The sequence below is a fragment of the Pseudomonas paraversuta genome (assembly GCF_904067025.1).
GTDB classification, from domain to species: domain Bacteria; phylum Pseudomonadota; class Gammaproteobacteria; order Pseudomonadales; family Pseudomonadaceae; genus Aquipseudomonas; species Aquipseudomonas paraversuta.
Window position 1 is genome coordinate 3,741,489 of sequence record NZ_CAJFDA010000001.1, and the last position, 23,795, is coordinate 3,765,283.

Sequence of the window (23,795 nt, forward strand, 5' to 3'; positions counted from 1 at the left end):
GTGCCGGCTCACACAATCGGTCGGGGGGGGGGGGTGGCCTTTAATGCAGTTGCAGCGTCGAGTTGAACTGGCTGATGGCATCCACCACATGCTTGGAGCCCTGCTGGATTTCCAGAATCGCCTCCCCGGCCTCATTCGCCAGCGAAACCCCGAGCCCGGTCCGGCTCAGGCTCGACTGCATGCTGCTCACCGCGCTCAGCGACAAATCATGGTTCTTGCGCACCACCTCGACAATTTCCACAGTTGCCGCGCTGGTACGTGCCGCCAGGCTTCTGACCTCATCCGCCACCACAGCAAAACCCCGCCCATGTTCACCGGCCCTGGCCGCCTCAATCGCAGCATTGAGCGCCAGTAAATTGGTTTGATCCGCAATACCACGAATGGTCTGCACGATTTTGCCAATGATGTCGGACTGCTTGTTCACCGCATCGATGCTTTGCGCGGCTTCATTGAGATCTTTGGAGATGGCTTCGATTATTTGTACAGTCTGCTGAACCACCTGAGAACCCTTCTGCGCACAGGCGTCGTTCTGTACCGAAGTGCTGTGGGCCGACTCGGCGGCGGTTTGCAGGTTAGTCACTTGGGCGGTGATGTTGCTGGCGAATTTGACGACCTTATACAGTCGGCCCTTGGCATCAAAAATCGGGTTGTAGGACGCTTCCAGGAAAACTGTATGGCCGTATTTATCGACCCGTTCAAAGCGTCTGGAATGGTATTCACCGCGATTCAGGGAAGCCCAGAAAGCTTTATAGGCGCCAGACTCGCTCTCACTGCTGCGACAGAACATGCTGTGGTGCTGCCCGACAATTTCAGACAGTGAATAATGCATGGTGTCGAGAAAGTTCTGATTGGCGTTGATCACACGGCCATCGGGCGAGAACTCGATCATCGCCATGGCGCGGCTCAATGCATTCACAATGCTTTGATTTTCCCGCTCTTTGTTGATCCGCTCGGTAATCTCGGTTGCCACCTTGAGGACCCGGGTCACCTCATTGTTCGGGCCGGTGATCGGCATGTAGCTGGCCTCAAGCCAGATCTCGCGCCCGGCTTTATCAAGCCGCAAGAAAGTGCCGCTCATGGGCAACCCACTGGCCAGGTCCTTCCAGAACTGTGCGTATTGTTCAGTGCGCAGATAGTCCGGTTCACAAAAAAGACGGTGATGTTTACCGCAGATCTCATCGACCGAGTAACCCGTCACGCGACAGAAATTTTCGTTGGCATCCACAATGACGCCATCGGCAGTGAACTCAATGATTGCCATTGAGCGGCTGACGGCCATCAGCTTGGCCTTGCTCTCATCCAGAGAACAGGTGAGGCGCTGATTCTCAAGCAGGTCGGCTTTGTGATGAAAGTTGAACATGGCTCAATTCCTGAAGATGCTTTCTATTGATAATTCAAACGCTTCACGACACAAGAAAACGTGCCTGCTGCCTTTAACATAGAGATGTGCGCACTTCGGGGATGTAAGTTTTATATGTTCAACCCCCAAGAATTGAAGCATAGCCAGCCAGATACAGCGTGCAAGCAAATCGCCATCAGTGTGCGACGAAGTGCTCAATTGCGCAGAATAATCCAAATCGACGTTGCGCCAATCAAAAAACCAAGGAGCCCGGAATACGGGCTCCTGTAAATCACTCAGTGACCAAACAATCCGACTTCGGATTTTTTGGTTTTCTTGTCCGCGCGTTTTTCATCGGCTGTTTTGGCCGGTTTCTTTTTCGCGGCCTTCTTTGAATCCATACCTTTAGCCATGTTAAGCGCTCAACTGTTCAGGGGGTGTGGCACAGGTATAACACCTATCGGGAACCCACTCGGATTTAAAACCCTTTATTCAAAAAACAATGATAAACAAAGCGTTTTAATTGCAAATAAGCGGCAATACCCAAGGTTTATAAAGTTCAAGCACTTATTTGTTTATACTGCCGCTCCCTTTTCAAGCCTGTGGACTTATGACTGCCATTGCTTATTCTTCGCTCGACGCGCCGTTGTGGCCCTTGCTGAACAAGTTTTACCGCTCTCACCAATCGTCGATGAAAGCGAGCAAGGAAGCTCAATTGTGGGTTGCCCGCCAGGACCAGATAGTCGCCGGTTTGTGTCTGCGACCAATGGCCAACGGTTACTGGTTGACCGGCCTGTTTGTCGATCCGGCAGTACGCGGGCAAGGCATAGCCACCACGCTGGTCAACGCGGCAATATCGCAGTGCGAAGGCACGGTCTGGTTGTTTTGCGACCCTGAACTGCAAGGTCTCTATGAAAAGATGGGGTTCAGTCTGGAGGTTGACTTGCCCCATGCCCTGTATGAGCGGCTGGTGCGCTATCAACGCAACAAGGCGATGATAGCGATGGGCCGTTAAACCCGGCGCTCCCCTCCCTGCAGGGGCGAGCTGTTTGAAGAGCATTCAAAGAGCTCGCCCCTGCAAAGCAAGGCAGTTATTCCCGGGTGCCCGGCTCCAGGTCCGGGAACAACACCTCGATAAAACCGAACTTGCTGAAATCCTTGATCCGCGACGGGTACAGGCGACCGATCAGGTGGTCGCATTCATGCTGCACTACTCGTGCATGAAAACCTTCCGCCACACGTACGATCGGTTCACCTTTAGGCGTGAAACCTTCGTAACGGATCTTCTGAAAACGCTCGACTGCCCCGCGCAAACCAGGCACCGACAGGCAGCCTTCCCAGTCTTCTTCAAGCGCCGGACCGAGCGGAGTGATCAACGGATTGATCAGGATGGTTTGTGGTACGGCTTCAGCATCAGGGTAACGTTCGCTGTGCTCGAACCCGAAGATCACCATCTGCAGGTCAACCCCGATTTGCGGGGCCGCCAGCCCCACACCGCCCGCGTGCTCCATGGTCTGCAACATATCGTCCAGCAACTGCCAGAGTTCCGGGGTATCGAACATTTCAGCCGGCACCGGCTGGGCAACGCGCAATAAACGCTCATCGCCCATTTTCAGAATTTCACGAATCATAGTCAGGCTTCATCTGGAGTGGATGGAATGGAATGGTCACGCCCCAGCCCGGAGACGTGTTGCTTGGGATCAGGGTCGTCGGAGCCATCGAAGGTTTTTTCGCCCGGATCCTTGCCCTCTGCCGACATGTGCTCGATCACGGCGTTCATTTCAGCCCCCAGCAGCAGCACCGCGGCAGAAATGTAGAAGTACAGCAACAGCACGATGATCGCACCGATGCTGCCATACATGGCGTTGTAGTCAGCAAAGGTTTTGACATAAAAGGCAAAGCCCAGCGAAGCCACGATCCACACAACCACCGCCAGCACCGAACCCGGGGTGATAAACCGGAATTTTTGCTCCACATCCGGCATGACGTAGTAAATCACCGCCACCGCCACCATCAGCAATAGCACAATCACAGGCCAGCGCAGGATGGTCCACAGTGTCACCACGAACTCTTCGAGCCCGACCTGTCCTGCCAGCCAGCTCATCACCTGCGGCCCGAGCACCATCAGCGCGGCGGCTGCCAGAAGCATTCCGGCAATGCCGATGGTGTAAAAAATCGACAGCGGGAATCGCTTCCAGACTGGCCGCCCCTCGACCACATCGTAGGCGGCATTCATGGCGCTCATCATCAGCCGCACACCGGCCGAAGCGGTCCACAGGGCAATTACGATACCCACCGACAGCAATCCGCCCTTGGACTGCTGCAACTGATCGATGACCGGGTTGACCTGCTCCAGTGCCTGCGGCGGCAGTACCAGTTCAGACTGCAGGCGCAACCAGGAGAAAAAGTCCGGCAGATGCAAGAAGCCGATCAGGGCAATCAAAAACAGAATGAAAGGGAATAACGAAAACAGCATTTGATAGGCCAGTGCCGAGGCGTAAGTCGACATTTCATCGTCGATAAACTCTTTCACCGTGCGAATCAGTACTTTGCCCAACGGCAGGCCATTCAAGACCGGGAATAACATAGCGTCTCCTTTCGCCGCTTAAAAAGTAGGTTGTGCAAGCCAGCCATAAGCTCTGGGTTGGGGTTTTACCTCAAATGTAGTCAAGTTGGCGACTATGGAAACACTTATACAAAAACGGCCATCACATGGATGACCGTTCATGTTCGCCACAGGTACCCGACGCACCTGCGGCAATCCTGGGTTATCAGGCTTTATCGACGGTTTTCTTGACCGCATCTTTCACCTTGCCTACCGCTTGCTGGCCTTCGCCTTTCAGCTCCTGGGCCTTGCCTTCGGCACGCAGCTTGTCATTGTCGGTCGCTTTCCCCACCGCTTGTTTGACATTACCTACTGCTTCGTTCGCTTTGCCTTTGATCTTATCGCCAGTGCTGCTCATGGGATTTCTCCTGATGAAATTTCGGATGTCATTACATCGACAGAATCATTGACCCGATCGTCACCGCAGGAGTTTCATTTATTTTCTGGCCATCATTTCGTCGTTCCGCGCAGGTTGAGCTTTATGTTTGCCGCCTAACCCCCGAGAATGCGCAACGGATTCAGGCTATGGCGCTGAAGATCAGCAATTGTAGGAAGGTTATGAAACTCGATAAAAAGCTGGCCATTGCCCGCAGAAACCAGGAACTTGGCGGCGCTGTGCTTGGCGTCAACAACTGCCATTTCGCCACATTGAACACCAACAAGAACATCTGGTGGTTCGATATTCCCCTGGCGCGTCTGGCCGTCGGTCAGTACGAATGGGTGCATCTGTTGCTGCATACCCCAAGTACCGATGAACTGCTGCACCTGAAGGTCACCACTGCGTTCCTGCGCGAGAAACGCGAAGGCATGGTGGTACGAGCGACGCACAAGCGTACGCCGACCATGAGTCTTGAGCTGAGCGCGGACAAAGACTCCTTCCTGCAGGACGTGCGTCCGACAGGCACAGGCGTCAACTTTTCGCAGTTTCTGCAAAAATAAACAGCGCAAACCCTGCAGGGGCGAGTTCGCTCCTGCACAGTGGTAAACGCGAGCTGAAACAAAAAAGCCCCGCAATGCGGGGCTTTGTTGTTTAAGGGCAGATTACTTTTTAAGGCCCAGTTTCTTCATCTCTTCGTCACGCAACTCACGGCGCAGGATCTTGCCTACGTTGGTGGTCGGCAAACTGTCACGGAACTCGACAACTTTCGGCGCTTTATAAGCGGTCAGGTTCGCGCGCATGTGCGCCATGACCTGCTCTTTGCTCAGGGTCATGCCCGGCTTGACCACAATAAAAACCTTGATCAGCTCGCCGGTTTTTTCATCAGGAATACCGATCGCCGCCGACTGCAACACTTCCGGCAATGAGGCCATCACATCTTCCAGCTCGTTCGGGTAAACGTTAAAGCCAGAGACCAGGATCATGTCTTTTTTGCGATCGACAATGCGCATATAGCCATCAGGTTGAATCAGCGCGATGTCGCCGGACTTCAACCAGCCTTCGCTGTCCATGATCTCGGCAGTTGCATCAGGACGCTCCCAATAACCTTTCATCACCTGCGGGCCCTTGATGCATAGCTCGCCGATTTCACCCAACGGCAGCTCTTCACCCGCATCATTGATCACTTTGCACAGGGTCGAAGGCATCGGAATGCCGATAGTGCCGATCTGAATGTGCTGGATCGGATTGACCGAGGCCACCGGGCTGGTCTCGGTCATGCCGTAGCCTTCGCAAATGGCACAGCCGGTTACCGTCTTCCAGCGCTCGGCCACGGACAGTTGCAGGGCCATGCCCCCCGACAGGGTCACTTTCAGGGACGAGAAGTCCAGCTTGCGGAACCCGTCGTTGTTGCACAGCGCTATAAACAGGGTGTTAAGCCCTACGAAGCCGGAGAACTTCCACTTCGACAGCTCTTTAACCATCGCCGGCAGGTCACGCGGGTTGCTGATCAATATGTTGTGATTGCCCAGCAGCATCATTGCCATGCAATGAAAGGTGAACGCGTAGATATGATAAAGCGGCAATGGCGTGATCAGGATTTCGCAACCTTCGTTAAGGTTGGAACCCATCAGCGCCTTGCACTGCAGCATGTTGGCGATCAGGTTGCGATGGGTCAGCATCGCCCCCTTGGCCACACCGGTGGTGCCGCCCGTGTATTGCAGAACCGCGACGTCATTGGCAAGCGGGCTGGCTTCGTTTACTGGCTGGCCATGCCCCTTGCTCAACACATCGTTGAACTTGATGGCCTTGGGCAAGTGATACGCCGGGACCATTTTTTTCACGTACTTGATGACACTGTTGATCAACACGCGCTTGAAGGGCGACAGCAGGTCAGCCACTTCAGTAACGATCACATGCTTGATCGAAGTCTGGGGCACGACCTTTTCGGCCAGATGCGCCATGTTCGCCAGGCATACCAGCGCCTTGGCGCCGGAGTCATTGAATTGGTGTTCCATTTCCCGCGCGGTATACAGCGGGTTGGTATTAACCACGATCAAGCCGGCGCGGATGGCTCCGAACACAGCGATCGGGTATTGCAGCAAGTTGGGCAACTGCACAGCAATGCGATCGCCGGGTTGCAGGTCGGTGTGCTGCTGCAGGTAGGCGGCAAATGCACCTGACTGTTGGTAAAGCTCACCATAGGTGATGGTTTTACCGAGGTTGCTAAATGCGGGTTTATCCGCAAAACGTTGGCAAGATTGGCGCAGTACCGTCTGAATATTCGGGTATTCATCCGGGTTGATTTCAGCAGCAATCCCAGCTGGGTACTTATCCTTCCAAAAGTCTTCAATCATGGAAGCCCACTCCTCAGCGTCGCGAATTCTTCACCGCATTGATGCGGTTATTATTTGTGTGATTTTTGTAATGGATAAATCTGGCTTTTCACTTACCGAGAAGTCACAAAGCGCGCCGAGAGTAGCAGCTTTGCCAGAGGCCGCCTAGAGCCAAAGATGGCCCGCAGAGTCACAAACCTGACTGTAGGACAATCCAAAGTCATCATTAGTACAATAGCTCTATTGATAGTAAAACCGCTCTAATTCAGGCATTACGGCGCCCCCTCAGAGATCCAGATCAAACCCTGTCTATTGTTATAGACGAATAAAAACGCCCGCCTGCTCAAAGCAAACGGGCGTTTTTCACCAGGCTGATGGAATCAGGCGTTATCACGCAACTCGCGACGCAGGATTTTCCCCACGGGAGTCATGGGCAAGGAGTCACGCAGCACTATCTGCTTGGGTACCTTGTAAGCGGTGAAGTTGTCCTTGCAGTACGCCTTGAGCTCTTCAACGCTGACCCCGCCTTCGCGCGCGACTACAAAGAGTTTGACGGCCTCCCCGGTGCGCTCGTCAGGCACGCCGATTACCGCGCAATTCACCACTTTGGGGTGGGCCATCACGATATCTTCGATTTCATTGGGGTACACGTTGAAACCCGAAACGATGATCAGGTCCTTTTTGCGATCGACAATCCGGACAAAACCATCGGGATCAATCACCGCAATATCACCCGTCTTGAACCAGCCCTCGGCGTCCAGCACTTCGGCCGTTGCCTGCGGGTTTTGCCAGTACCCCTTCATGACTTGCGGGCCTTTGACGCATAGCTCGCCGCGCTCCCCCAAACCCAGGTCGCTGCCATCATCGCTGACTACTTTCATCGCCGTACCCGGAACCGGCATGCCCACGGTGCCCAGCCGGGCCAGAGAACCACAGGGGTTGGCACTGGCCACCGGTGACGTTTCAGTCAGGCCGTAGCCCTCAACGATGCGGCATCCGGTGATTTTTTCCCAACGCTCGGCCGTGGCCTTGACCAGCGCAGTACCGCCCGAGTTGGTGACCTTCAGCCCCGAGAAGTCCAGGCTCTTGAAGTCCGGATGGTCCATCAGCGCGACAAACAGGGTGTTAAGTCCCAGAAAAGCGGTGAACCGCCAGTTCTTCAGCTCCTTGATGAAACCTTTGATATCACGCGGATTGGTGATCAGGATGTTGTGGTTACCCGTGACCATCATACCCATGCAATTAGCGGTAAATGCATAGATATGGTACAGCGGCAACGGCGCCACCATGACCTCCCGACCGTCCCTGAGAATCGGTTGCCCACTCTCGTCATGCTGGGACAGACAAGCACGCACCTGCTGCATGTTGGCCACCAGATTGCCGTGACTGAGCATTGCGCCCTTGGGCAGTCCGGTGGTGCCACCGGTGTATTGCAGGACTGCCGTGTCATCCAGCGTCACCGGCACCGGCCGAATCGGCTGGCCTGCGCCCCGGTGCAATACGCTTTTAAAGGCAGTGGCCTGGGGCAACTGGTAGGCCGGCACCAGCTTTTTGACCTTGTCGACCACCAGGTTGGTAATCCAGCCTTTGGCAGCCGGCATCATGTCGCCCATTCTGGCTTCGATCAGGTACTCGATCTCGGTATCTGCCAGCACTTCCTGCACGCGCTTGCCGAACATGTTCAAGTACACCAGCGCCCGAATCCCGGCACTTTTGAACTGATGGCGCATTTCGCGAGAGGTGTACAGCGGGTTGGTGTTGACCACGATCAGACCGGCGCGCAACGCACCAAATACCGCGATCGGATATTGCAGCACGTTGGGCATCTGTACAGCGATGCGGTCGCCGGGCTTGAGGTCGGTATGATTTTGAAGATAACCGGCAAACGCTGCGCTGTGGCGCTCCAGTTCGGCATAAGTGATGGTCACACCCAGGTTGCTGAACGCCGGACGATCGGCGAATTTCTTGCACGAGCGTTCAAACACATCAACGACCGATGTGAAGGCCGTCATATCTATATCCAGCGGTACACCGGCAGGACGTTTGTCATTCCAGAAATCAGGTTGCATTATTTTTGTCCTCGGACCTGAATGTGCCTGGCCGCTTCCCTTGGGCGTTGAAAAGCGGAGCTAACTGACGTTAACAGTTATCAAGTTGTAGGCAAATACACCGATATTCGCCATTTACATCTTGAATCTTATTACCGCGGCATCGCCAGTTAAGTGGTTTGCCTGTGAATGCGCTATACACTGCTCCTACTCCGTGTAAAGGAATGGCCATGATTCATCAGACTTTCTGGCTGGACGCGAATGACCGTAGCGGCCTTTTGGTTAATCAGTGGCTGCCTGGCGCTACGCCCAAAGCCATTGTGTTGCTGGTCCACGGCATGGCGGAACACACTGCTCGCTATGCCCGACTGGGCAAGGCGCTAAATGAAGCCGGTTTTGGCCTGTATGCCCACGACCAACGCGGACACGGTAAAACGGCCGAACGCGGAACACCGGGCTACTTTGCTGACCATGATGGCTGGTGCGCGGTGGTCAGTGATGTCGCCAGCCTCCATCAGCACATCGGCCAGGCCCACCCGGGGCTCCCGATCTTCCTGCTTGGCCACAGCATGGGCAGCTACATCGCCCAGGCGTACTTGCTCCACCACAGCAACAGCCTGCAGGGGGCAATTCTGAGCGCCTCCAATTTCCAGCCTGTCGCGCTTTACCGGGCTGCCAGCCTGATAGCCCGACTGGAACGCTGGCGCCAGGGCCCGAAAGGACGCAGCGCGCTGATCGAATGGTTGTCCTTTGGCTCGTTCAATAAAGCATTCAAGCCCAATCGCACCCGCTATGACTGGCTCAGTCGCGATCCGGCCGAAGTCGATGCCTACGCCAACGACCCCTTGTGCGGGTTTCGTTGCACCAATCAACTCTGGATTGATCTGCTGGGCGGCTTGCAGCAAATCAGCAAAGCGTCCAACCTCGTGCAAATTGATTCAGCCCTGCCTTTGCTGGTGATGGGTGGCGCCTGTGACCCGGTCAGTGAAGGCAAGCGCCTGGAATCCCTGGCCGGGGCTTTACGCAAAGCCGGCAGTCAGGACTTGCAACTCAAAATCTACCCCCAGGCACGGCATGAGCTCTTCAACGAAATCAACCGTGACGAAGTGACTGCAGATGTTGTCGAATGGCTTGACCAGGCCCTGCTTCGCTCCCGCCCGCCCCACAGCGAATAGCTCGACCATTCTAAAAAATACTTTAAAATCAAAAACTTGAAATTAAACACTCGTCACAGGACATGCGCTAGATGACTCAGGTTACCAACACCCCGTACGAAGCCCTTGAAGTCGGCCAGACTGCCAGTTACAGCAAAACCGTCGAAGAGCGCGACATTCAGCTTTTTGCGGCCATGTCCGGTGACCACAACCCGGTGCACCTGGATCCGGAGTTTGCCGCCGCAACCATGTTCAAAGAACGCATTGCCCACGGCATGTTCAGTGGCGCGCTGATCAGTGCAGCCGTGGCCTGTGAGTTGCCTGGCCCGGGCACTATCTATGTCGGCCAGCAAATGACCTTTCAGAAGCCGGTGAAAATTGGCGACACCCTGACCGTGCGTCTGGAAATTCTCGAGAAACTGCCCAAGTTCCGCGTGCGTATAGCGACCCGTGTGTTCAATCAACGCGATGAAATCGTGGTCGATGGCGAAGCCGAAATCATTGCCCCGCGCAAACAACAAACCGTAACCCTGACCCCGTTGCCGGCTATCAGCATTAGCTGATTTGCACGACGTGCAAATGCCCGCAACGCAAAAACCCGGCCTGGATGACAGGCCGGGTTTTTGCTGTATGCGAGTCAGCCCTCAGCTACCAAGGGCTACGCAGGCGTTTACGTTTAAGAGCGGGCACGAGCCTGGTTGCGCAGAGCCTTGACCTGGTCGTGATTGCGTTGTAAGCCATGGTACTGACGCTCTACCAGATCACGAATGTGCAGCAGTTGGTGCTTCTCGATTTTTGCCAGCGCTTCCTTATAAGCCTTCAGCGCATGGTCTTCGCCGCGCTCGGCTTCATTGAGCACTGCCTCTTCATCCTTGCCGGTAAACATCGATTTCACATCGACCCAGCGACGATGCAAATCACCCGCCACGCTTGTACTGGTCTCCGGGTCGCCACCCAACTGGCGTACCGCGGCCTGCAGCTCGGCAGCCGCAGCCGCACAATCTGCAGAGCGTTTTGCAAACAGGGCCTTGAGCTCAGGATGCTTGATATCTTCGGCGCAGGTCTTGAACCCTTCCTGACCGTCTTTACTGGTTTCGATCAGATCGTTCAGGACAGAGATGGCTTCTTTATTGAGGTCAGTCATTATTCAATTCCTTACAAGGTTGAGGATCGTGCATTAGTATTTGCAGACCCCGTGCCAGTTGCTGAATTTGAATAAATCCTTATATATCAATAAGTTATAGAAATCATAACTATCTGTATCCGGTTTTTTTGCATGATCTGTCAATTGGCCTGCATGCAAAATGCCTGTATTTATCATTCGTTGCATCACGTACCTGAAGGCTGCTGCATGAACCCCGAAAAACTCGAACTGCTGGTGACCCGCGAAATGCCATTCGGCAAATACAAGGGGCGGATCATTGCCGACCTGCCGGGCCAGTATTTGAACTGGTTTGCCCGAGAAGGCTTTCCACACGGCGAATTGGGCGGTCTTCTGGCCCTGATGCAGGAAATCGATCACAACGGTCTGTCAGACCTGCTCGACCCGTTGCGCGCCAAACACGGAAAACCCAAACCCCGCCACTGATAGAGTTGCCCCATGCCAAGGATTGAAGAGAACGCCCGCAACGAAGATTATTGGCACAGCATCGCCGAGCGCTACGACGTAGCAGCCGGTCCGGTCAATCTGGAAAACGGCTACTTCGGGCGCATGACCCGAGGAGTTGCCCAGGACTACCAGCGCAATATCGACTTTATCAACCGCAAGAACTCGGTGCATGTGCGCCCGCAATTCGATGGTCCGCAGAATATCGAGATCCATCATCAACTGGCAGGCTTGCTCGGCGTTGAAGACGCCAGCATCGCCCTCACCCGCTGCGCTTCGGATGCCCTGCAATCGCTGATTCGCAACTACAACGCCTTGCAGCCCGGCGATCAGTTGCTGATCAGCGACCTGGAGTACCCCAGCGTCGAGTCAGCCATGCGCTGGGTGGCCCGGCAGCGCGGGCTTGAGATCATCGAAATAATCCATGAGCACCCCGCCAGCCATGACAGCCTGGTCGCCAGCTATCGTGAGGTATTGGCACGTCATCCGCGAATCAAGCTGATGGCGCTGACCCACGTGACACACCTCACCGGACTGGTCATGCCGGTGCAGGCGATAGTCGATGCGGCCAACGCCCACAGCGTGGACGTGGTGCTGGACGGTGCCCATGCGCTTGGCCAGATCGAGTTCGACCTGCAGGCCCTGGGCGTGGCCTTTGCCGGTTACAACCTGCATAAATGGATCGGCGGACCACTGACCCTGGGGGTCATGTATATCGACCCGCGGCGTCTGGCAGACATTAGCCCGGACATGGGCAGTCAACGTTACCCGGAACCTGATATTCGTAACCGGGCCCCCTATGGCACGGTCAATATTCCGGCATGGCTGACCCTGCCAAAGGTGCTGCAAGAGCACAAAGACCTGGGTGGCGCCCGGGCCAAAGGCGAACGCCTGAACTATCTGCGCGAGCTATGGGTGAGTGAAGCGCGAAAAATGCCGGGCATCGAAGTGCTCACGCCTGATGACCCGCGTCTGCAATGCGCCATTTCTGCCCTGCGATTCACCCACCTGCAGGATCAAACACCGATGGCAGATCGTCTGCTCAAGGATTACAACCTGTTCACCGTGGTGCGCGGCGGTTCAGCCTGCGGTAGCTGTATTCGCATCACCGTGGGCCTCACCACCTCGCTGGATGACATCAACAGGTTGATCAGGGCACTGCGCGAGCTTTCCCGGGGCTAACTGCAGGAGCGAGCTTGCTCCTGCAGGTGACTCATCGTTGGGAATTGCGGACAAAAAAAAGGTGCGCCGACCAAGCGCACCAAAAACCGTAGAACACACAACAAATTCGTTACACAGGTGGTCAATCCAGCAAAGCCAGGGCCTCGGCGGTGCATTCCTGGATTCGGGCCCAGTCGCCGTTCTTGATCCACTCGCTGTCGAGCATCCAGCTACCGCCCACACACATCACATTTTTCAATGCCATGTAGTTGCGAATGTTCGCCGGGCTAACACCGCCGGTCGGGCAGAATTTCACTTCACCGAAGGGGCCGCCCAGCGCCTTGATCGCCGCCACACCGCCGCTGACTTCAGCCGGGAACAGCTTGAATCGACGGTAACCCAGACCGTAGCCGTCCATAATTCCGGACGCATTGCTGATACCCGGCAGCAGCGGGATATCGCTGGCCACGCTGGCTTCCAGCAGGTCACGGGTAATGCCCGGGGTGACAATAAATTGCGAACCGGCCTCTTCGGCAGCCGCCAGCATGTGCCGGTCCAGCACGGTGCCCGCCCCCGTTACCAGCTCGGGCCGTTGCTCGCGCAGAACACGAATGGCCTTGAGCCCGAACTGTGAACGCAAGGTCACTTCAAGTGCCGTCAGGCCGCCCGCAGCCAGCGCATCGGCCAGCGGCAGAATGTCTTGCTCACGAGCGATGGTGATCACCGGCAGAATTCGCGCCGAGGCACACAGTTCATCGATCAGGGCGACTTTATCGGCCATCGATACGTTCGCAGTTTTTATTGTCATGGCAGCTGATCCTTGGCTCATGGGCACCAGTAAATCTCTAACGTAGGTTGCAGAAAGGCACGAATCGGCAAGGCGGCAATGTCAGTGCCCGCCAGCGCTTCGTTGAGGGTATTCAATTTGGCCTGCCCTTGAATCGACAGCACCGTGTTCCTGGCGCTCGCCAGCAGGCTGCGGCTCATGCTCAAGCGTTGATGAGGCACGGTCGGTGCCAGCATCGGCCAGCAACGACGCTCACCATCCGCTTTCAAGGCTTCAAGCAGATTCGGGCTGTCGGGGAACAGCGAGGCGGTGTGCCCGTCGTCGCCCATGCCCAGAATCAGGACATCAATCGGCGGTAGCTCGGCCAATGCGCGGTCAGCTTGCTCTGCCGCAGCGTCAAGATTGGCCGCCACGTTATACAAGCCGACAAAGCGCGCCTTGGCTGCCGGCCCTTGCAGCAGGTTCTTTTTGAGCAGGCCGGCGTTGCTGTCGGCGTGCTCCACCGGGACCCAGCGCTCATCGGCAAGACTGACCACCACTTTCGACCAGTCCACCGGTTGCTTGATCAGGCTCTGAAAGAACGCCACCGGGCTACGCCCACCGGATACCACCAGGGTGGCAACGCCTTGCGCGCCAATGGCGGCATTCAATTGCCCGGCCACTTTTTTTGCCAGTTCCTCGGCCAGAATCGCCGGGTTCTTGAAGGTGTGCGCGTTGACCCCTTCAGGCAGTTTCAAATCAGATATCGCCATACCAAGACCTCCCGTCCCGCGTAATCAATGCTATGGAACTCATCGGTCCCCAGGAGCCCGCCGCGTACGGCTTGGGCGCATCACCAGACTTTTTCCAGCCGGCGATCAACTGGTCACACCACTTCCATGCCGCTTCAATTTCGTCTTTGCGCACAAACAGGTTCTGGTTGCCGCGCATCACTTCGAGTAACAGACGCTCGTAGGCATCCGGAATCCGCGCACTGCGGTACGTGTCGGAAAAATTCAATTGCAACGGGCCGCTACGCAGTTGCATGCCCTTGTCCAGGCCCTGCTCTTTGGTCATCACCCGCAAGGAGATACCTTCGTCCGGCTGCAGGCGAATAATCAGCTTGTTGCCGATTTGCAGGCGCTGCTCCGGGGCGAAGATGTAGTGCGAGGGTTCCTTGAAGTGGATCACGATCTGCGACAGTTTTTGCGGCATGCGTTTGCCGGTGCGCAGATAAAACGGCACCCCCGCCCAACGCCAGTTACGAATGTCGGCACGCAGGGCAACGAAGGTTTCGGTGTCGCTCTGGGTATTGGAGTTTTCTTCCTCCAGATAGCCCGGGACCGACTGCCCTTCGCTGTAACCGGCGATGTATTGGCCACGTACCACCTGGGTGGTCAGACCTTCGGCGCTGATCGGGGCCAGCGCCTTGAGAACCTTTACTTTTTCATCGCGAATGCTGTCTGCCGACAGGTCCGCAGGCGGATCCATGGCAATCAGGCACAACAGCTGCAACAGATGATTCTGGATCATGTCCCGCAGTTGGCCGGCCTTGTCGAAATAGCCCCAGCGCCCCTCGATGCCGACTTTCTCGGCCACGGTGATTTCAACGTGGGAGATGTAGCGCTGGTTCCACTGGGTTTCGAACAGGCTGTTGGCAAAACGCAGGGCGATCAGGTTTTGTACGGTTTCTTTACCCAGGTAGTGGTCGATGCGGTAAATACGCGTCTCGGGGAAGAACTGCGCGACGGCATCGTTGACCTTACGCGATGAGTCCAGGTCCGAACCAATGGGTTTTTCCAGCACCACACGGGTATTTTCAGCCAGACCGACCCGGGACAGGTTCTCGCAGATGGCCCCATACACCGCCGCCGGCGTCGCGAAATACGCGATCAGGCGCTGGGCCGTTCCGGCTTGTTCAGCCAGAGGCAAATAATCTTCTGTCTTGAGAAAGTCCACATGCAGGTAACTCAAACGAGCCAGGAAGCGGGTTAGCGCTTCTTCTTCGATTTCCTTGGCACCAACGTACTGACGCAACTGGCTGTCGATGTGTGCCAGATGCGTAAGGGCGTCACCCGGCTCGCGAGCCAGCGCAAAAATGCGCGTATCGGCATGCAGCAGGCCGGCACGATCCAGTTGATATAAAGCAGGAAACAGCTTGCGCAAGGCCAGATCGCCAAGGGCGCCGAACAAGGCAAAGGTGCACGGTTCAACCGTAATCGAAGGCATGATGTTTGTTCTTTTATCAAGTTAAGCTACAAATACCTTTTTTCAAGGTATCACTCAAGGAAAAATGTAGTAATAAACACAACATTTTCTCAAAATACAGATTCCTGCTAGTGGTCGTAACAGGCCACCAGTAGGATAGGCCACCTTCCAGAGCTGCTTTAGAACCCGGCTCTTTGCATCGCTGAACCAAGGAACATAAATGGACCGCGTGCGAAATTTACTCGAACAGATCAAAAGCCGCCTCGAAGACCTGAACAAGGCCGAGCGCAAAGTGGCAGAAATCATCCTGCAGAATCCGCAACAGGCGACCCGGTTCAGCATTGCGGCGCTCGCCCAGGCGGCTTCCGTCAGTGAACCTACGGTTAACCGGTTTTGCCGTTCGTTCGGGGTTAGCGGTTACCCGGAGCTAAAGCTGCAACTGGCGCAAAGTCTGGCCAGCGGCGCCGCCTATGTCAGCCGCGCAGTTGAGGCCGACGACAATCCCGAAGCTTACACCCAGAAGATTTTCGGCAGTGCAATTGCATCGCTCGACAGCGCCTGCCAGGCACTGGACCCCAACCTTATCAGCCGCGCCGTCGACTTGCTGATCCAGGCCCGCCAGATTCACTTCTTTGGCCTGGGTGCCTCGGCGCCGGTGGCGCTGGATGCACAGCACAAGTTCTTTCGTTTCAACCTGGCCGTCACTGCCCATGCCGACGTGCTGATGCAGCGCATGATTGCGTCAGTGGCGCACACCGGCGAGCTGTTCGTGATTATTTCCTACACCGGACGGACGCGGGAGCTGGTAGAGGTAGCACGCATTGCGCGGGCAAACGGGGCCTCGGTACTGGGACTGACCGCAGAGAATTCGCCACTGGCCAAGGCCAGTACCTTGAGCCTGAACATTCCGCTGCCTGAAGACACCGACATTTACATGCCGATGACCTCGCGCATCATCCAGCTCACCGTACTGGACGTATTGGCCACCGGCATGACCCTGCGCCGCGGCGTGGATTTCCAGCCACACCTGCGAAAAATCAAGGAAAGCCTGAACGCCAGCCGCTATCCGGTGGGTGACGAGTTCAACTGACCACCTGCAGGAGCGAGCTTCAAGGCAACCGCAGCTCGCTCCTACAGAGGTGCGGCACTCACCAAACCGGCCCGGGCCTGCAGACTCAGATGCGCTTGCTCGCCAGGGGCCAGGGTCTGATTGTGGGTACCGCCGCTGGTGGACTCGACACACACAAACCCCATCACTTCGTTCCAGCTCACACCCAGTAACGGCCGCTTGCCCGGATGCCACACCACCGTGTTGCCACTGGCGCCGGTGTCGATGCTCAGCGCCCGCCGCCAGGCGTGGTCATTGAGCTGCATTTCGCCGTCATGCCGGAACACCCGCTGACAACCGCCCGCAACCCGTAACTCGCCCTGCTGCTGGCAAACTTCGCGGTTGAGCTGGTCGTAGCCCTGTACCCCGTCAAGACCGGACAGCGCTATCTGCGCCACATCACCAATCCGCCAGTAAGCGCGCAAAGCCTGACTCAACTGGCAAGGCTCATCGTCCTGGTGTTCGGTGCTCAGGCGCAGCTCCATGTCTTCACCCAGTCGCGCATGCAGATCCACCTGCCAGTCGCACAGCTGTAACCGCCAGTGCAGGCTCACGCCCTCTTCGTCTGCATGACTGTCCAGCAACTTCCAGTCGATCAAACGCGCCCAGCCATGGGACGGCCACGCATTTTCGCTTGGATGACGGCCATACCACGGCCAGAAAATAGGCACGCCACCACGGATCGCTCCAACTTGCGGCCATTTGGCAGCGCACCACAACCAGGGCTTCTGGCCGGTGGGTTTGAAATGCAGAAGTTGCGCACCCTGACGGCTGAACACGGCCTGACAATGGGGGTGGTCAATCACCAGGATGTCACGCTGCTGAAAGCGCTCCCACTGGAAGACCGGCTGTTCGCGTCTGGATTTGAAAAAACGGTGAAGCGGATGCTCATGCATGTGCCGCAGTCCTGAAAATCATGTCGCCCAAACCTTAGTAGAACCTGTGGGAGCTGGCCTGCCTGCAAGGAGGTGCCAGATCCAGAAAAGATATCGACGGGTAAACCGCTATCGCGGTCTCACTAAAGCCCGAAAGCTCCTGCACAAAAAAACGGATAGCCATGGCTATCCGTCAAATGCGCATAAGGACAGGAGCTTATCGCAACAACGTTAGAACACCGACTGAATTTTCAGGCCGGCCACCAACGCGTTATCAACCTGGTCAACACCGCCCGGGTGGGTGATGTATTGCAGGTTAGGACGCACAGTCAGCCAGTTGGTCACGTGGATGCCGTAGTTGAGTTCGTAGTTGTATTCGGTGGAGCGCAGCGGTGAGTACAGCGGGTTGTCATAGTCGGTGACACCAATGGCCTCGTTGGCCAGCTCGGCGTTTTTCTTCACATCACTGTTGACGTGGATACGGGCAAAACCGATACCGATGTCATCTTTTGGACGGGCATCGAACGGTCCTTTGTACACAAACATCAGCGACTGATAGTTGTCGACAATGTTGGTGGCCTTGTCGTGGAAAGTTGCGTTGGCTGCAACATTCAGACCACGGGAGGCATCACCGTTGTGGCTGGTGAGTTGCTGCTGGGCCACAAACCAGTAACCGTGCTTGCTGTTGCGCACACGGTAGCTTTGACCGGTGGTCGCAGCATCTGCGCCGTTGATGTCTTCGCGCAGGTCATCCGCAGGTGCCGTGCTCTTGTAGTAGCCCACACGGTATTCGCCCGGCAGGCTGTTGACCTTGGGCGACCAGACCAGTTCGACCGGTAGCACTGTACCCTTGGTCCCGCTGCCGCTGAGTTTGAAACCGTTACCGTGCTCAAGTTGTGACGGGTTCTGGTTGTATGCACCGATCTGCGCATAGAACTCGGGGGTGATGTTGTATTTCACCCGCAGTGCAGCCTGGCTGACCGGCCAGTTGTACCAGATGTTGGTGGCCCAGTTACCCACCTGGGAACCGCAGAACGCCAGGTTCTGGAATTCGCACGGGAAGGTGTTGAAGTCTTCGCCTTCACCGAAGTAACCGGCCTTGACGTCCAGTTTGCCGTCCAGGAATTGATGCTGGATATACAACTGGGTCAGACGAACCATGTGGCCACGGCCGTAGACTTCCTGAGAGGAGCTCAGGGTTCCGGCACGCGGGTCGCCGATACGGTCATTGGAGATGCTCTGACCATTACGGTTGGTGAGCTGGATCTTGGCCTGGGTGTTATCCCAGCCCCACAGTTTTTGCAGGTCCAGCGCCACGCCCAGCCCGAACTGGTCGCTGTAGCGCGCGGTCTTGTCGTGGTTATAGCCGCCATGCAGGTTGGCGCCTACTTCACCGACGTAATCGGCTTTGATGTCGATACCCTGCTCGATCAGCTTGGTCCGCTCACCGCCCCAATCACCGGTCATCCATTTTGAATCTGCACTGAAAGCGTCGTCGGCCATCGCATTGGCAGAAAGCACCAGCGCGGCGACGGCTGACAGCTGGCAGATCAACCGGGTATTTGCGTGTTGCTTTTTCATCCCTAAATCCTCGTCTTTTATTGTTATTAACTGTTTTTATCCAACTCGGTCCACTTTTAAATTCCCGACCGTTCCAATGCCCGCAACGGCACTACCCCTGTGTAACTGTGGGGGCGGGTCGCTTGCAGCTCAGACGGCCCCGGCTCCTCCATGAACACCCCCACACTTTGAAACTCAGCGCCCCTTGATTCGGGTGACGTTGTCGGCACGATCCTGTACCGGCAACGAAGCAGCAGTGCCCAGGCGCTCACCGGTTTTGGCATCGAACAGCAACACCTTGGCCGGATCGAATTGCAGGGTCAGGGTTTCACCCACTTGCGGCGCCACATCGGGCGCCAGGCGACAGCAGACCTTGGCCTCATTGAGCTGAACAAAGACCAGAGTGTCCGGACCTGTGGGCTCGGTCACCTGGACTTCGGCGCGAATGGTTGGCATGCCGGCAGCATCGGCCGAGGCCAGCACGATTTGCTCCGGGCGCAGCCCCAGAATCACCTCCCGGTCTTCCAGACCGGCGTCATCCATGCTCATCGGCAACTCACAACGCGCCTGGCCACTGTCCAGCAGCGCCAGCAGGCGGCCGTCCTTGCGCTGCAGGCGCAACGGAATGAAGTTCATCGGTGGCGAACCGATAAAGCTGGCAACAAACAGGTTGGCCGGATCGTTGTAGATCTGCTTGGGAGTACCGAACTGCTGAATGATGCCGTCCTTCATGACCGCCACCTTGTCGCCCAGGGTCATGGCCTCGATCTGATCGTGGGTGACGTAGACGGTGGTGGTTTTCAGACGCTGGTGCATCAGTTTCATTTCGGTGCGCATCTCCACCCGCAACTTGGCATCGAGGTTGGACAATGGCTCGTCGAACAGATAGATCTTCGGCCGCCGGGCCAGGGCCCGGCCCATTGCCACACGCTGTTGCTGACCGCCGGACAATTGCCCCGGCTTGCGGTTGAGCAAATGCTCGATCTGCAACAACTTGGCAACCCGGGCCACTTCTTCGTCGATGTCGGCCCGGGGCATCTTGCGGATCTTGAGACCGAACTCGATGTTCTCGCGCACACTCATGGTCGGGTACAGCGCATAGGACTGGAACACCATGGCGATGTCGCGATCCTTGGGACTCAAGCCGCTGACGTCCTGATCATCAATCATGATCGCGCCGCCCGTGATGTTCTCCAGGCCGGCGATGCAGTTCATCAGCGTCGACTTGCCACACCCGGAAGGCCCCACCAGGATCAGGAACTCTCCTTCCTTGATCGACAGTTCGATGTTCTTCAGGGTGTCCGGCAAGCCGGCACCGTAGGTCTTGTTTACATTACGAAGTTCAAGCGTTGCCATGATTACCCCTTGACTGCGCCGGCCGTCAGCCCGCGCACGAAATACTTGCCTGCGACCACATAGACCAGCAGGGTCGGCAGCCCGGCGATCATCGCCGCGGCCATATCCACGTTGTATTCCTTGACCCCGGTACTGGTGTTGACCAGGTTGTTCAGCGCCACGGTAATGGGCTGTGAGTCACCACTGGAGAACACCACGCCGAACAGGAAGTCATTCCAGATCTGCGTGAATTGCCAGATCAGGCAGACCATGATGATCGGGGTCGACATCGGCAGAATGATCATGCGGAAAATCGTAAAGAAACCCGCGCCATCCAGACGCGCCGCCTTCACCAGCGCGTCGGGAATGCTGACGTAGTAATTGCGGAAAAACAGTGTAGTAAACGCCAGGCCGTAAACAATGTGCACAAACACCAAGCCGGTGGTGGTGCTGGCCAGACCCATTTTGCCGAGGGTGAACGAGGCTGGTAGCAACACGGTCTGGAACGGCAGGAAGCAGCCGAACAGCAGCAGGCCGAAGAACAACTGCGAACCGCGAAAACGCCACATCGACAACACGTAGCCGTTGAGCGCGCCGATGGCGGTGGAGACCAGTACCGCCGGGACGGTGATCTTGATCGAGTTCCAGAAGTAGCCGTCGACCGTGGCCCAGGCCTTGACCCAGCCAATGCCGGTGACCACGGCGGGCCAGCTCAGCAGGTTGCCGGTACTGATGTCTTCCGGGGTTTTGAAGCTGGTCAACAACATGACCACCAGGGGGACCAGGTACAGCAGTACAGCGAAGAGCAGCACCGCGTAGATCGCGATGCGGCTCAGGCTGATGGCGGATTTGCCGGCAAGACTAGTCATTACGCTTGGCCCTCAGCTCGGAATACAGGTAAGGCACGATGATCGCAAGAATCGCTCCGAGCATCAGAATCGCACTGGCCGAACCGACACCCATCTGACCGCGACTGAAGGTGAAGGAATACATGAACATCGCAGGCAAGTCGGACGAGTAACCCGGACCACCGGCCGTCATTGCCGCCACCAGGTCAAAACTCTTGATCGCAATGTGCGCCAGAATCATCACCGCACTGAAGAACACCGGACGCAGGCTTGGCAGCACCACTTTCCAGTAAATCCGCGGCAAACTCGCGCCATCGATCTGGGCGGCACGAATGATCGATTGATCGACCCCGCGCAGGCCGGCGAGGAACATCGCCATGATAAAACCCGAGGCTTGCCACACTGCCGCAATCACCAGGCAATACACCACGCGGTCGGGATCGATCAGCCAGTCCAGTCGAAAGCCTTCCCAGCCCCAGTCCCGCAGCAGCTTGTCCAGGCCCATGCCCGGGTTCAGCAACCACTTCCAGGCGGTACCGGTGACGATCATCGAGAGCGCCATCGGGTACAGGTAAATAGTGCGGATGAAGCCTTCACGCCGGATGCGCTGATCGAGGAACACCGCCAGCGTCACGCCAATCACCAAGGTAATGGCGATGAACATGCCACCGAATACCGCCAGGTTTTTGCTGGCGACCCACCAGCGGTCGTTGTCGAACAGGCGTGCGTATTGCGCCAGGCCTACCCATTTGTAGGTCGGCAGGAAAGTCGAGTTGGTGAACGAAAGAACGAACGTCCACAGGATATAGCCGTAAAAGCCCACCAGGACGATGAACATGCTGGGCGCCAGCACCAGTTTGGGAAGCCAGCGCTGCAGTGCATCGAACGGCGAGGCTTTGCTGAAGGCAGCAACAGAACTCATGGGGAAATCCATAAAAAAGGAAGGAGCAGTTACCCGCTACAAGTTTCAAGCTGCAAGACAAGCAGGACAGTGCTCTGACTTGCAGCTTGCAGCTTGAAACCTGCCGCTACGGGTTACTTGGCAGACTTGACCGCTGCGCCGAGTTTCTTGGCCGTTTCAACCGGGTCGGCTTTCGGGTCGTTGATGTAGTTGGTCACCACATCAAAGAATGCGCCCTGCACCGCCAGCGTGGTTGCCATGTTGTGCGCCATGCTCGGCTGCAGGCCACCGCTTTTGGCATCAGCCAGGAAGTCCTTGGCCGCGGTCTGGGCGCAAGAATCGAAACCGTACTTGGCCATGTCGTTCAGCATGTCGATCCGCACCGGGATCGAGCCCTTGTTGATGCTGAAGACTTTCTGGAAGTCTTCCCCCAGGGTGACCTTGGCAATGTCCTGCTGACCCGCCGCCGTGCCCTTGTCTTTCTGCTTGAACACCGCCAGGGAGTCGATGTTGTAGGTAAAGGCTTTATCGGTACCCGGGAAAGGCACGCACTGATAATCCTTGCCCGCGACTTTCTTGGCCGCCGTCCACTCGCTCTTGGCCCAGTCACCCATGATCTGCATGCCGGCCTTGCCGTTGATGACCTTGCCCGCTTCCAGGTTCCAGTCCTGCCCCTTGCCGTCTGCGTCCATGTAGGTCGCGACTTTCTTCAGTTCGGTCAGCGCCTTGACCATTTCAGGACCGGTCAGGGTGGCGTTATCCAGCTCTACCAGTGCCTTTTTGTAGCCATCGACCCCCATGACCGAGAGCACCACGGCTTCGAACACAGTGCTGTCCTGCCAAGGCTGGCCACCGTGGGCTAGCGGAATGAAACCGGCAGCCTTGAGTTTGTCGCCCGCGGCATAGAATTCTTCGAGGGTGGCAGGGGCTTTTTCGATACCGGCTTTCTTGAACACTTCAGGGTTGATCCACAGCCAGTTGACCCGGTGGATGTTCACCGGCACGGCCACGTAATTGCCTTCGTATTTCACGGTATCGGAGACTTTCTTGTCGAGCAGGCTGTCCCACTTCTCTTCTTTGGCAACGTCCTTCAGGACTTCAGTATCGAGCAAGCCCGTGGAGGCCCACTCCTGGATGTCGGGGCCTTTGATCTGAGCCATGCCTGGCGGGTTGCCGGCGACAGCACGGCTTTTCAGTACGGTCATGGCCGTGGCTCCGCCACCGCCGGCGACTGCGCCGTCTTTCCAGGTGAAGCCGTCTTTTTCGACCTGGGCCTTGAGGACATCAACGGCCGCTTTTTCACCGCCCGAGGTCCACCAGTGCACCACTTCGACCGTGCCTTTGGAATCGGCAGGTGCGTCGGCGGCATAGGTTGTCAGGGGAAATGCACAGGCGAGAGAGATGGAAACGGCGAGGCGACTGAGTGAATTCATGAGATGTCCTTTCTTGTTGTTATAGCTGGGCAAGTCTTTTGCTTGCGCTGCCGAAGAGTGTATCCATCACCGCCCAGGCTCGCGTAACGAAGAGACGCGCAAATGTCACGATCCGGTTACATAAAGATCAACCCGA

Annotated in this window: 23 protein-coding genes and 1 pseudogene; 7 read left to right on the top strand and 17 right to left on the bottom strand. The window is 56.6% G+C overall.

The window, feature by feature from the left end; genetic code table 11:
- Positions 1-40 precede the first annotated feature (40 nt).
- Positions 41-580 (bottom strand): methyl-accepting chemotaxis protein, encoded by a 540-nt coding sequence (locus JQ848_RS23000; protein ID WP_238143970.1) that lies wholly within the window; start codon positions 578-580, stop codon positions 41-43.
- Between the two features lie 9 nt (positions 581-589).
- A pseudogene (locus tag JQ848_RS23005) lies at positions 590-1,360 on the bottom strand (PAS domain-containing protein); the annotation flags it as partial.
- Positions 1,361-1,949: 589 nt separating this feature from the next.
- Between JQ848_RS23005 and JQ848_RS16995 the strand changes: the two are divergent.
- A complete protein-coding gene (locus tag JQ848_RS16995) occupies positions 1,950-2,354 on the top strand; it encodes a GNAT family N-acetyltransferase (protein ID WP_003440755.1) in 405 nt (134 codons plus the stop codon).
- A 76-nt stretch (positions 2,355-2,430) separates the two neighbouring features.
- Here JQ848_RS16995 and def read toward each other — a convergent pair whose 3' ends face one another.
- The 3 genes from def to JQ848_RS17010 all read right to left on the bottom strand — a co-directional run bounded on the left by def (position 2,431) and on the right by JQ848_RS17010 (position 4,302).
- Positions 2,431-2,970 (bottom strand): peptide deformylase, encoded by a 540-nt coding sequence (def, locus tag JQ848_RS17000; protein ID WP_003440752.1) that lies wholly within the window; start codon positions 2,968-2,970, stop codon positions 2,431-2,433.
- Between the two features lie 2 nt (positions 2,971-2,972).
- Positions 2,973-3,926, bottom strand: a complete 954-nt coding sequence (locus JQ848_RS17005; RefSeq protein ID WP_003440749.1) for a YihY/virulence factor BrkB family protein — start codon at positions 3,924-3,926, stop codon at positions 2,973-2,975.
- 184 nt (positions 3,927-4,110) lie between these two features.
- Positions 4,111-4,302 (bottom strand): CsbD family protein, encoded by a 192-nt coding sequence (locus JQ848_RS17010; RefSeq protein ID WP_003440746.1) that lies wholly within the window; start codon positions 4,300-4,302, stop codon positions 4,111-4,113.
- 200 nt (positions 4,303-4,502) lie between these two features.
- On the opposite strand from JQ848_RS17010, the gene JQ848_RS17015 reads away from it, so the two are divergent.
- Complete coding sequence (locus tag JQ848_RS17015; protein WP_003440740.1) at positions 4,503-4,883, top strand: hypothetical protein; 381 nt, start codon at positions 4,503-4,505, stop codon at positions 4,881-4,883.
- Positions 4,884-4,985: 102 nt separating this feature from the next.
- On the opposite strand, the gene fadD1 is transcribed toward JQ848_RS17015, so the two are convergent.
- Together fadD1 and fadD2 are read right to left on the bottom strand one after the other, a co-directional pair.
- On the bottom strand, positions 4,986-6,677 hold the full coding sequence (gene fadD1 / locus JQ848_RS17020) for a long-chain-fatty-acid--CoA ligase FadD1 (protein ID WP_003440738.1): 1,692 nt from the start codon (positions 6,675-6,677) through the stop codon (positions 4,986-4,988).
- 359 nt (positions 6,678-7,036) lie between these two features.
- Positions 7,037-8,725: a long-chain-fatty-acid--CoA ligase FadD2 gene (fadD2, locus tag JQ848_RS17025; RefSeq protein WP_202210966.1), complete on the bottom strand. Its 1,689-nt coding sequence runs from the start codon at positions 8,723-8,725 to the stop codon at positions 7,037-7,039.
- A gap of 209 nt (positions 8,726-8,934) precedes the next feature.
- Here fadD2 and JQ848_RS17030 point away from each other — a divergent pair, with 209 nt between their 5' ends.
- Positions 8,935-9,879 carry an alpha/beta hydrolase gene (locus JQ848_RS17030; protein ID WP_003440734.1) on the top strand — a complete coding sequence of 315 codons (945 nt, stop codon included), beginning with the start codon at positions 8,935-8,937 and terminating at the stop codon, positions 9,877-9,879.
- A 71-nt stretch (positions 9,880-9,950) separates the two neighbouring features.
- Positions 9,951-10,421, top strand: a complete 471-nt coding sequence (locus JQ848_RS17035; protein ID WP_003440732.1) for a MaoC family dehydratase — start codon at positions 9,951-9,953, stop codon at positions 10,419-10,421.
- A gap of 113 nt (positions 10,422-10,534) precedes the next feature.
- Here JQ848_RS17035 and JQ848_RS17040 read toward each other — a convergent pair whose 3' ends face one another.
- Positions 10,535-11,002 (bottom strand): ferritin-like domain-containing protein, encoded by a 468-nt coding sequence (locus JQ848_RS17040; RefSeq protein WP_161718038.1) that lies wholly within the window; start codon positions 11,000-11,002, stop codon positions 10,535-10,537.
- A gap of 207 nt (positions 11,003-11,209) precedes the next feature.
- Between JQ848_RS17040 and JQ848_RS17045 the strand changes: the two genes are divergently transcribed.
- The gene (locus tag JQ848_RS17045; RefSeq protein ID WP_019693207.1) at positions 11,210-11,446 is read left to right on the top strand and encodes a DUF3820 family protein; all 237 of its coding nucleotides are present in this window, start codon (positions 11,210-11,212) and stop codon (positions 11,444-11,446) included.
- 12 nt (positions 11,447-11,458) lie between these two features.
- Complete coding sequence (locus JQ848_RS17050) at positions 11,459-12,646, top strand: aminotransferase class V-fold PLP-dependent enzyme (RefSeq protein WP_161718037.1); 1,188 nt, start codon at positions 11,459-11,461, stop codon at positions 12,644-12,646.
- A gap of 121 nt (positions 12,647-12,767) precedes the next feature.
- On the opposite strand, the gene JQ848_RS17055 is transcribed toward JQ848_RS17050, so the two are convergent.
- The 3 genes from JQ848_RS17055 to zwf are packed head-to-tail and all read right to left on the bottom strand — an operon-like array spanning position 12,768 to position 15,620.
- Positions 12,768-13,454 (bottom strand): bifunctional 4-hydroxy-2-oxoglutarate aldolase/2-dehydro-3-deoxy-phosphogluconate aldolase, encoded by a 687-nt coding sequence (locus JQ848_RS17055; RefSeq protein ID WP_202210967.1) that lies wholly within the window; start codon positions 13,452-13,454, stop codon positions 12,768-12,770.
- The gene (gene pgl / locus JQ848_RS17060) at positions 13,451-14,164 is read right to left on the bottom strand and encodes a 6-phosphogluconolactonase (protein ID WP_003440717.1); all 714 of its coding nucleotides are present in this window, start codon (positions 14,162-14,164) and stop codon (positions 13,451-13,453) included. The genes JQ848_RS17055 and pgl overlap by 4 nt, the downstream gene beginning before the upstream one ends.
- Complete coding sequence (gene zwf, locus JQ848_RS17065) at positions 14,151-15,620, bottom strand: glucose-6-phosphate dehydrogenase (RefSeq protein WP_003440716.1); 1,470 nt, start codon at positions 15,618-15,620, stop codon at positions 14,151-14,153. The genes pgl and zwf overlap by 14 nt, the downstream gene beginning before the upstream one ends.
- Positions 15,621-15,828: 208 nt before the next feature.
- Here zwf and JQ848_RS17070 point away from each other — a divergent pair, with 208 nt between their 5' ends.
- Positions 15,829-16,689: a MurR/RpiR family transcriptional regulator gene (locus JQ848_RS17070; RefSeq protein WP_177412960.1), complete on the top strand. Its 861-nt coding sequence runs from the start codon at positions 15,829-15,831 to the stop codon at positions 16,687-16,689.
- Between the two features lie 41 nt (positions 16,690-16,730).
- On the opposite strand, the gene JQ848_RS17075 is transcribed toward JQ848_RS17070, so the two are convergent.
- The 6 genes from JQ848_RS17075 to JQ848_RS17100 form a co-directional block, all read right to left on the bottom strand.
- Positions 16,731-17,603 carry a D-hexose-6-phosphate mutarotase gene (locus tag JQ848_RS17075; RefSeq protein ID WP_010655923.1) on the bottom strand — a complete coding sequence of 291 codons (873 nt, stop codon included), beginning with the start codon at positions 17,601-17,603 and terminating at the stop codon, positions 16,731-16,733.
- Between the two features lie 210 nt (positions 17,604-17,813).
- A complete protein-coding gene (locus JQ848_RS17080; protein ID WP_202210968.1) occupies positions 17,814-19,163 on the bottom strand; it encodes a carbohydrate porin in 1,350 nt (449 codons plus the stop codon).
- Positions 19,164-19,337: 174 nt separating this feature from the next.
- Positions 19,338-20,498, bottom strand: a complete 1,161-nt coding sequence (locus tag JQ848_RS17085) for an ABC transporter ATP-binding protein (RefSeq protein WP_003440708.1) — start codon at positions 20,496-20,498, stop codon at positions 19,338-19,340.
- Between the two features lie 2 nt (positions 20,499-20,500).
- Entirely contained in the window at positions 20,501-21,346 is an 846-nt protein-coding gene (locus tag JQ848_RS17090; protein ID WP_127195981.1) for a carbohydrate ABC transporter permease, read from the bottom strand.
- Entirely contained in the window at positions 21,339-22,247 is a 909-nt protein-coding gene (locus JQ848_RS17095) for a carbohydrate ABC transporter permease (protein ID WP_003440704.1), read from the bottom strand. Before JQ848_RS17095 ends, JQ848_RS17090 begins: the two co-directional genes overlap by 8 nt.
- Before the next feature lie 113 nt (positions 22,248-22,360).
- Complete coding sequence (locus JQ848_RS17100) at positions 22,361-23,659, bottom strand: ABC transporter substrate-binding protein (RefSeq protein WP_003440702.1); 1,299 nt, start codon at positions 23,657-23,659, stop codon at positions 22,361-22,363.
- Positions 23,660-23,795 lie beyond the last annotated feature (136 nt).

Coding starts and splice junctions, on each gene's coding strand:
- JQ848_RS16995 (WP_003440755.1), top strand. CDS start 1,950: ATGACTGCCATTGCTTATTCTTCGCTCGACGCGCCGTTGTGGCCCTTG.
- JQ848_RS17035 (WP_003440732.1), top strand. CDS start 9,951: ATGACTCAGGTTACCAACACCCCGTACGAAGCCCTTGAAGTCGGCCAG.
- def (WP_003440752.1), bottom strand. CDS start 2,970: ATGATTCGTGAAATTCTGAAAATGGGCGATGAGCGTTTATTGCGCGTT.
- JQ848_RS17005 (WP_003440749.1), bottom strand. CDS start 3,926: ATGTTATTCCCGGTCTTGAATGGCCTGCCGTTGGGCAAAGTACTGATT.
- JQ848_RS17040 (WP_161718038.1), bottom strand. CDS start 11,002: ATGACTGACCTCAATAAAGAAGCCATCTCTGTCCTGAACGATCTGATC.
- JQ848_RS17050 (WP_161718037.1), top strand. CDS start 11,459: ATGCCAAGGATTGAAGAGAACGCCCGCAACGAAGATTATTGGCACAGC.
- JQ848_RS17010 (WP_003440746.1), bottom strand. CDS start 4,302: ATGAGCAGCACTGGCGATAAGATCAAAGGCAAAGCGAACGAAGCAGTA.
- fadD2 (WP_202210966.1), bottom strand. CDS start 8,725: ATGCAACCTGATTTCTGGAATGACAAACGTCCTGCCGGTGTACCGCTG.
- fadD1 (WP_003440738.1), bottom strand. CDS start 6,677: ATGATTGAAGACTTTTGGAAGGATAAGTACCCAGCTGGGATTGCTGCT.
- JQ848_RS17085 (WP_003440708.1), bottom strand. CDS start 20,498: ATGGCAACGCTTGAACTTCGTAATGTAAACAAGACCTACGGTGCCGGC.
- JQ848_RS17090 (WP_127195981.1), bottom strand. CDS start 21,346: ATGACTAGTCTTGCCGGCAAATCCGCCATCAGCCTGAGCCGCATCGCG.
- JQ848_RS17080 (WP_202210968.1), bottom strand. CDS start 19,163: ATGAAAAAGCAACACGCAAATACCCGGTTGATCTGCCAGCTGTCAGCC.
- JQ848_RS17015 (WP_003440740.1), top strand. CDS start 4,503: ATGAAACTCGATAAAAAGCTGGCCATTGCCCGCAGAAACCAGGAACTT.
- pgl (WP_003440717.1), bottom strand. CDS start 14,164: ATGGCGATATCTGATTTGAAACTGCCTGAAGGGGTCAACGCGCACACC.
- JQ848_RS17095 (WP_003440704.1), bottom strand. CDS start 22,247: ATGAGTTCTGTTGCTGCCTTCAGCAAAGCCTCGCCGTTCGATGCACTG.
- JQ848_RS17075 (WP_010655923.1), bottom strand. CDS start 17,603: ATGCATGAGCATCCGCTTCACCGTTTTTTCAAATCCAGACGCGAACAG.
- zwf (WP_003440716.1), bottom strand. CDS start 15,620: ATGCCTTCGATTACGGTTGAACCGTGCACCTTTGCCTTGTTCGGCGCC.
- JQ848_RS17045 (WP_019693207.1), top strand. CDS start 11,210: ATGAACCCCGAAAAACTCGAACTGCTGGTGACCCGCGAAATGCCATTC.
- JQ848_RS17100 (WP_003440702.1), bottom strand. CDS start 23,659: ATGAATTCACTCAGTCGCCTCGCCGTTTCCATCTCTCTCGCCTGTGCA.
- JQ848_RS17030 (WP_003440734.1), top strand. CDS start 8,935: ATGATTCATCAGACTTTCTGGCTGGACGCGAATGACCGTAGCGGCCTT.
- JQ848_RS17055 (WP_202210967.1), bottom strand. CDS start 13,454: ATGAGCCAAGGATCAGCTGCCATGACAATAAAAACTGCGAACGTATCG.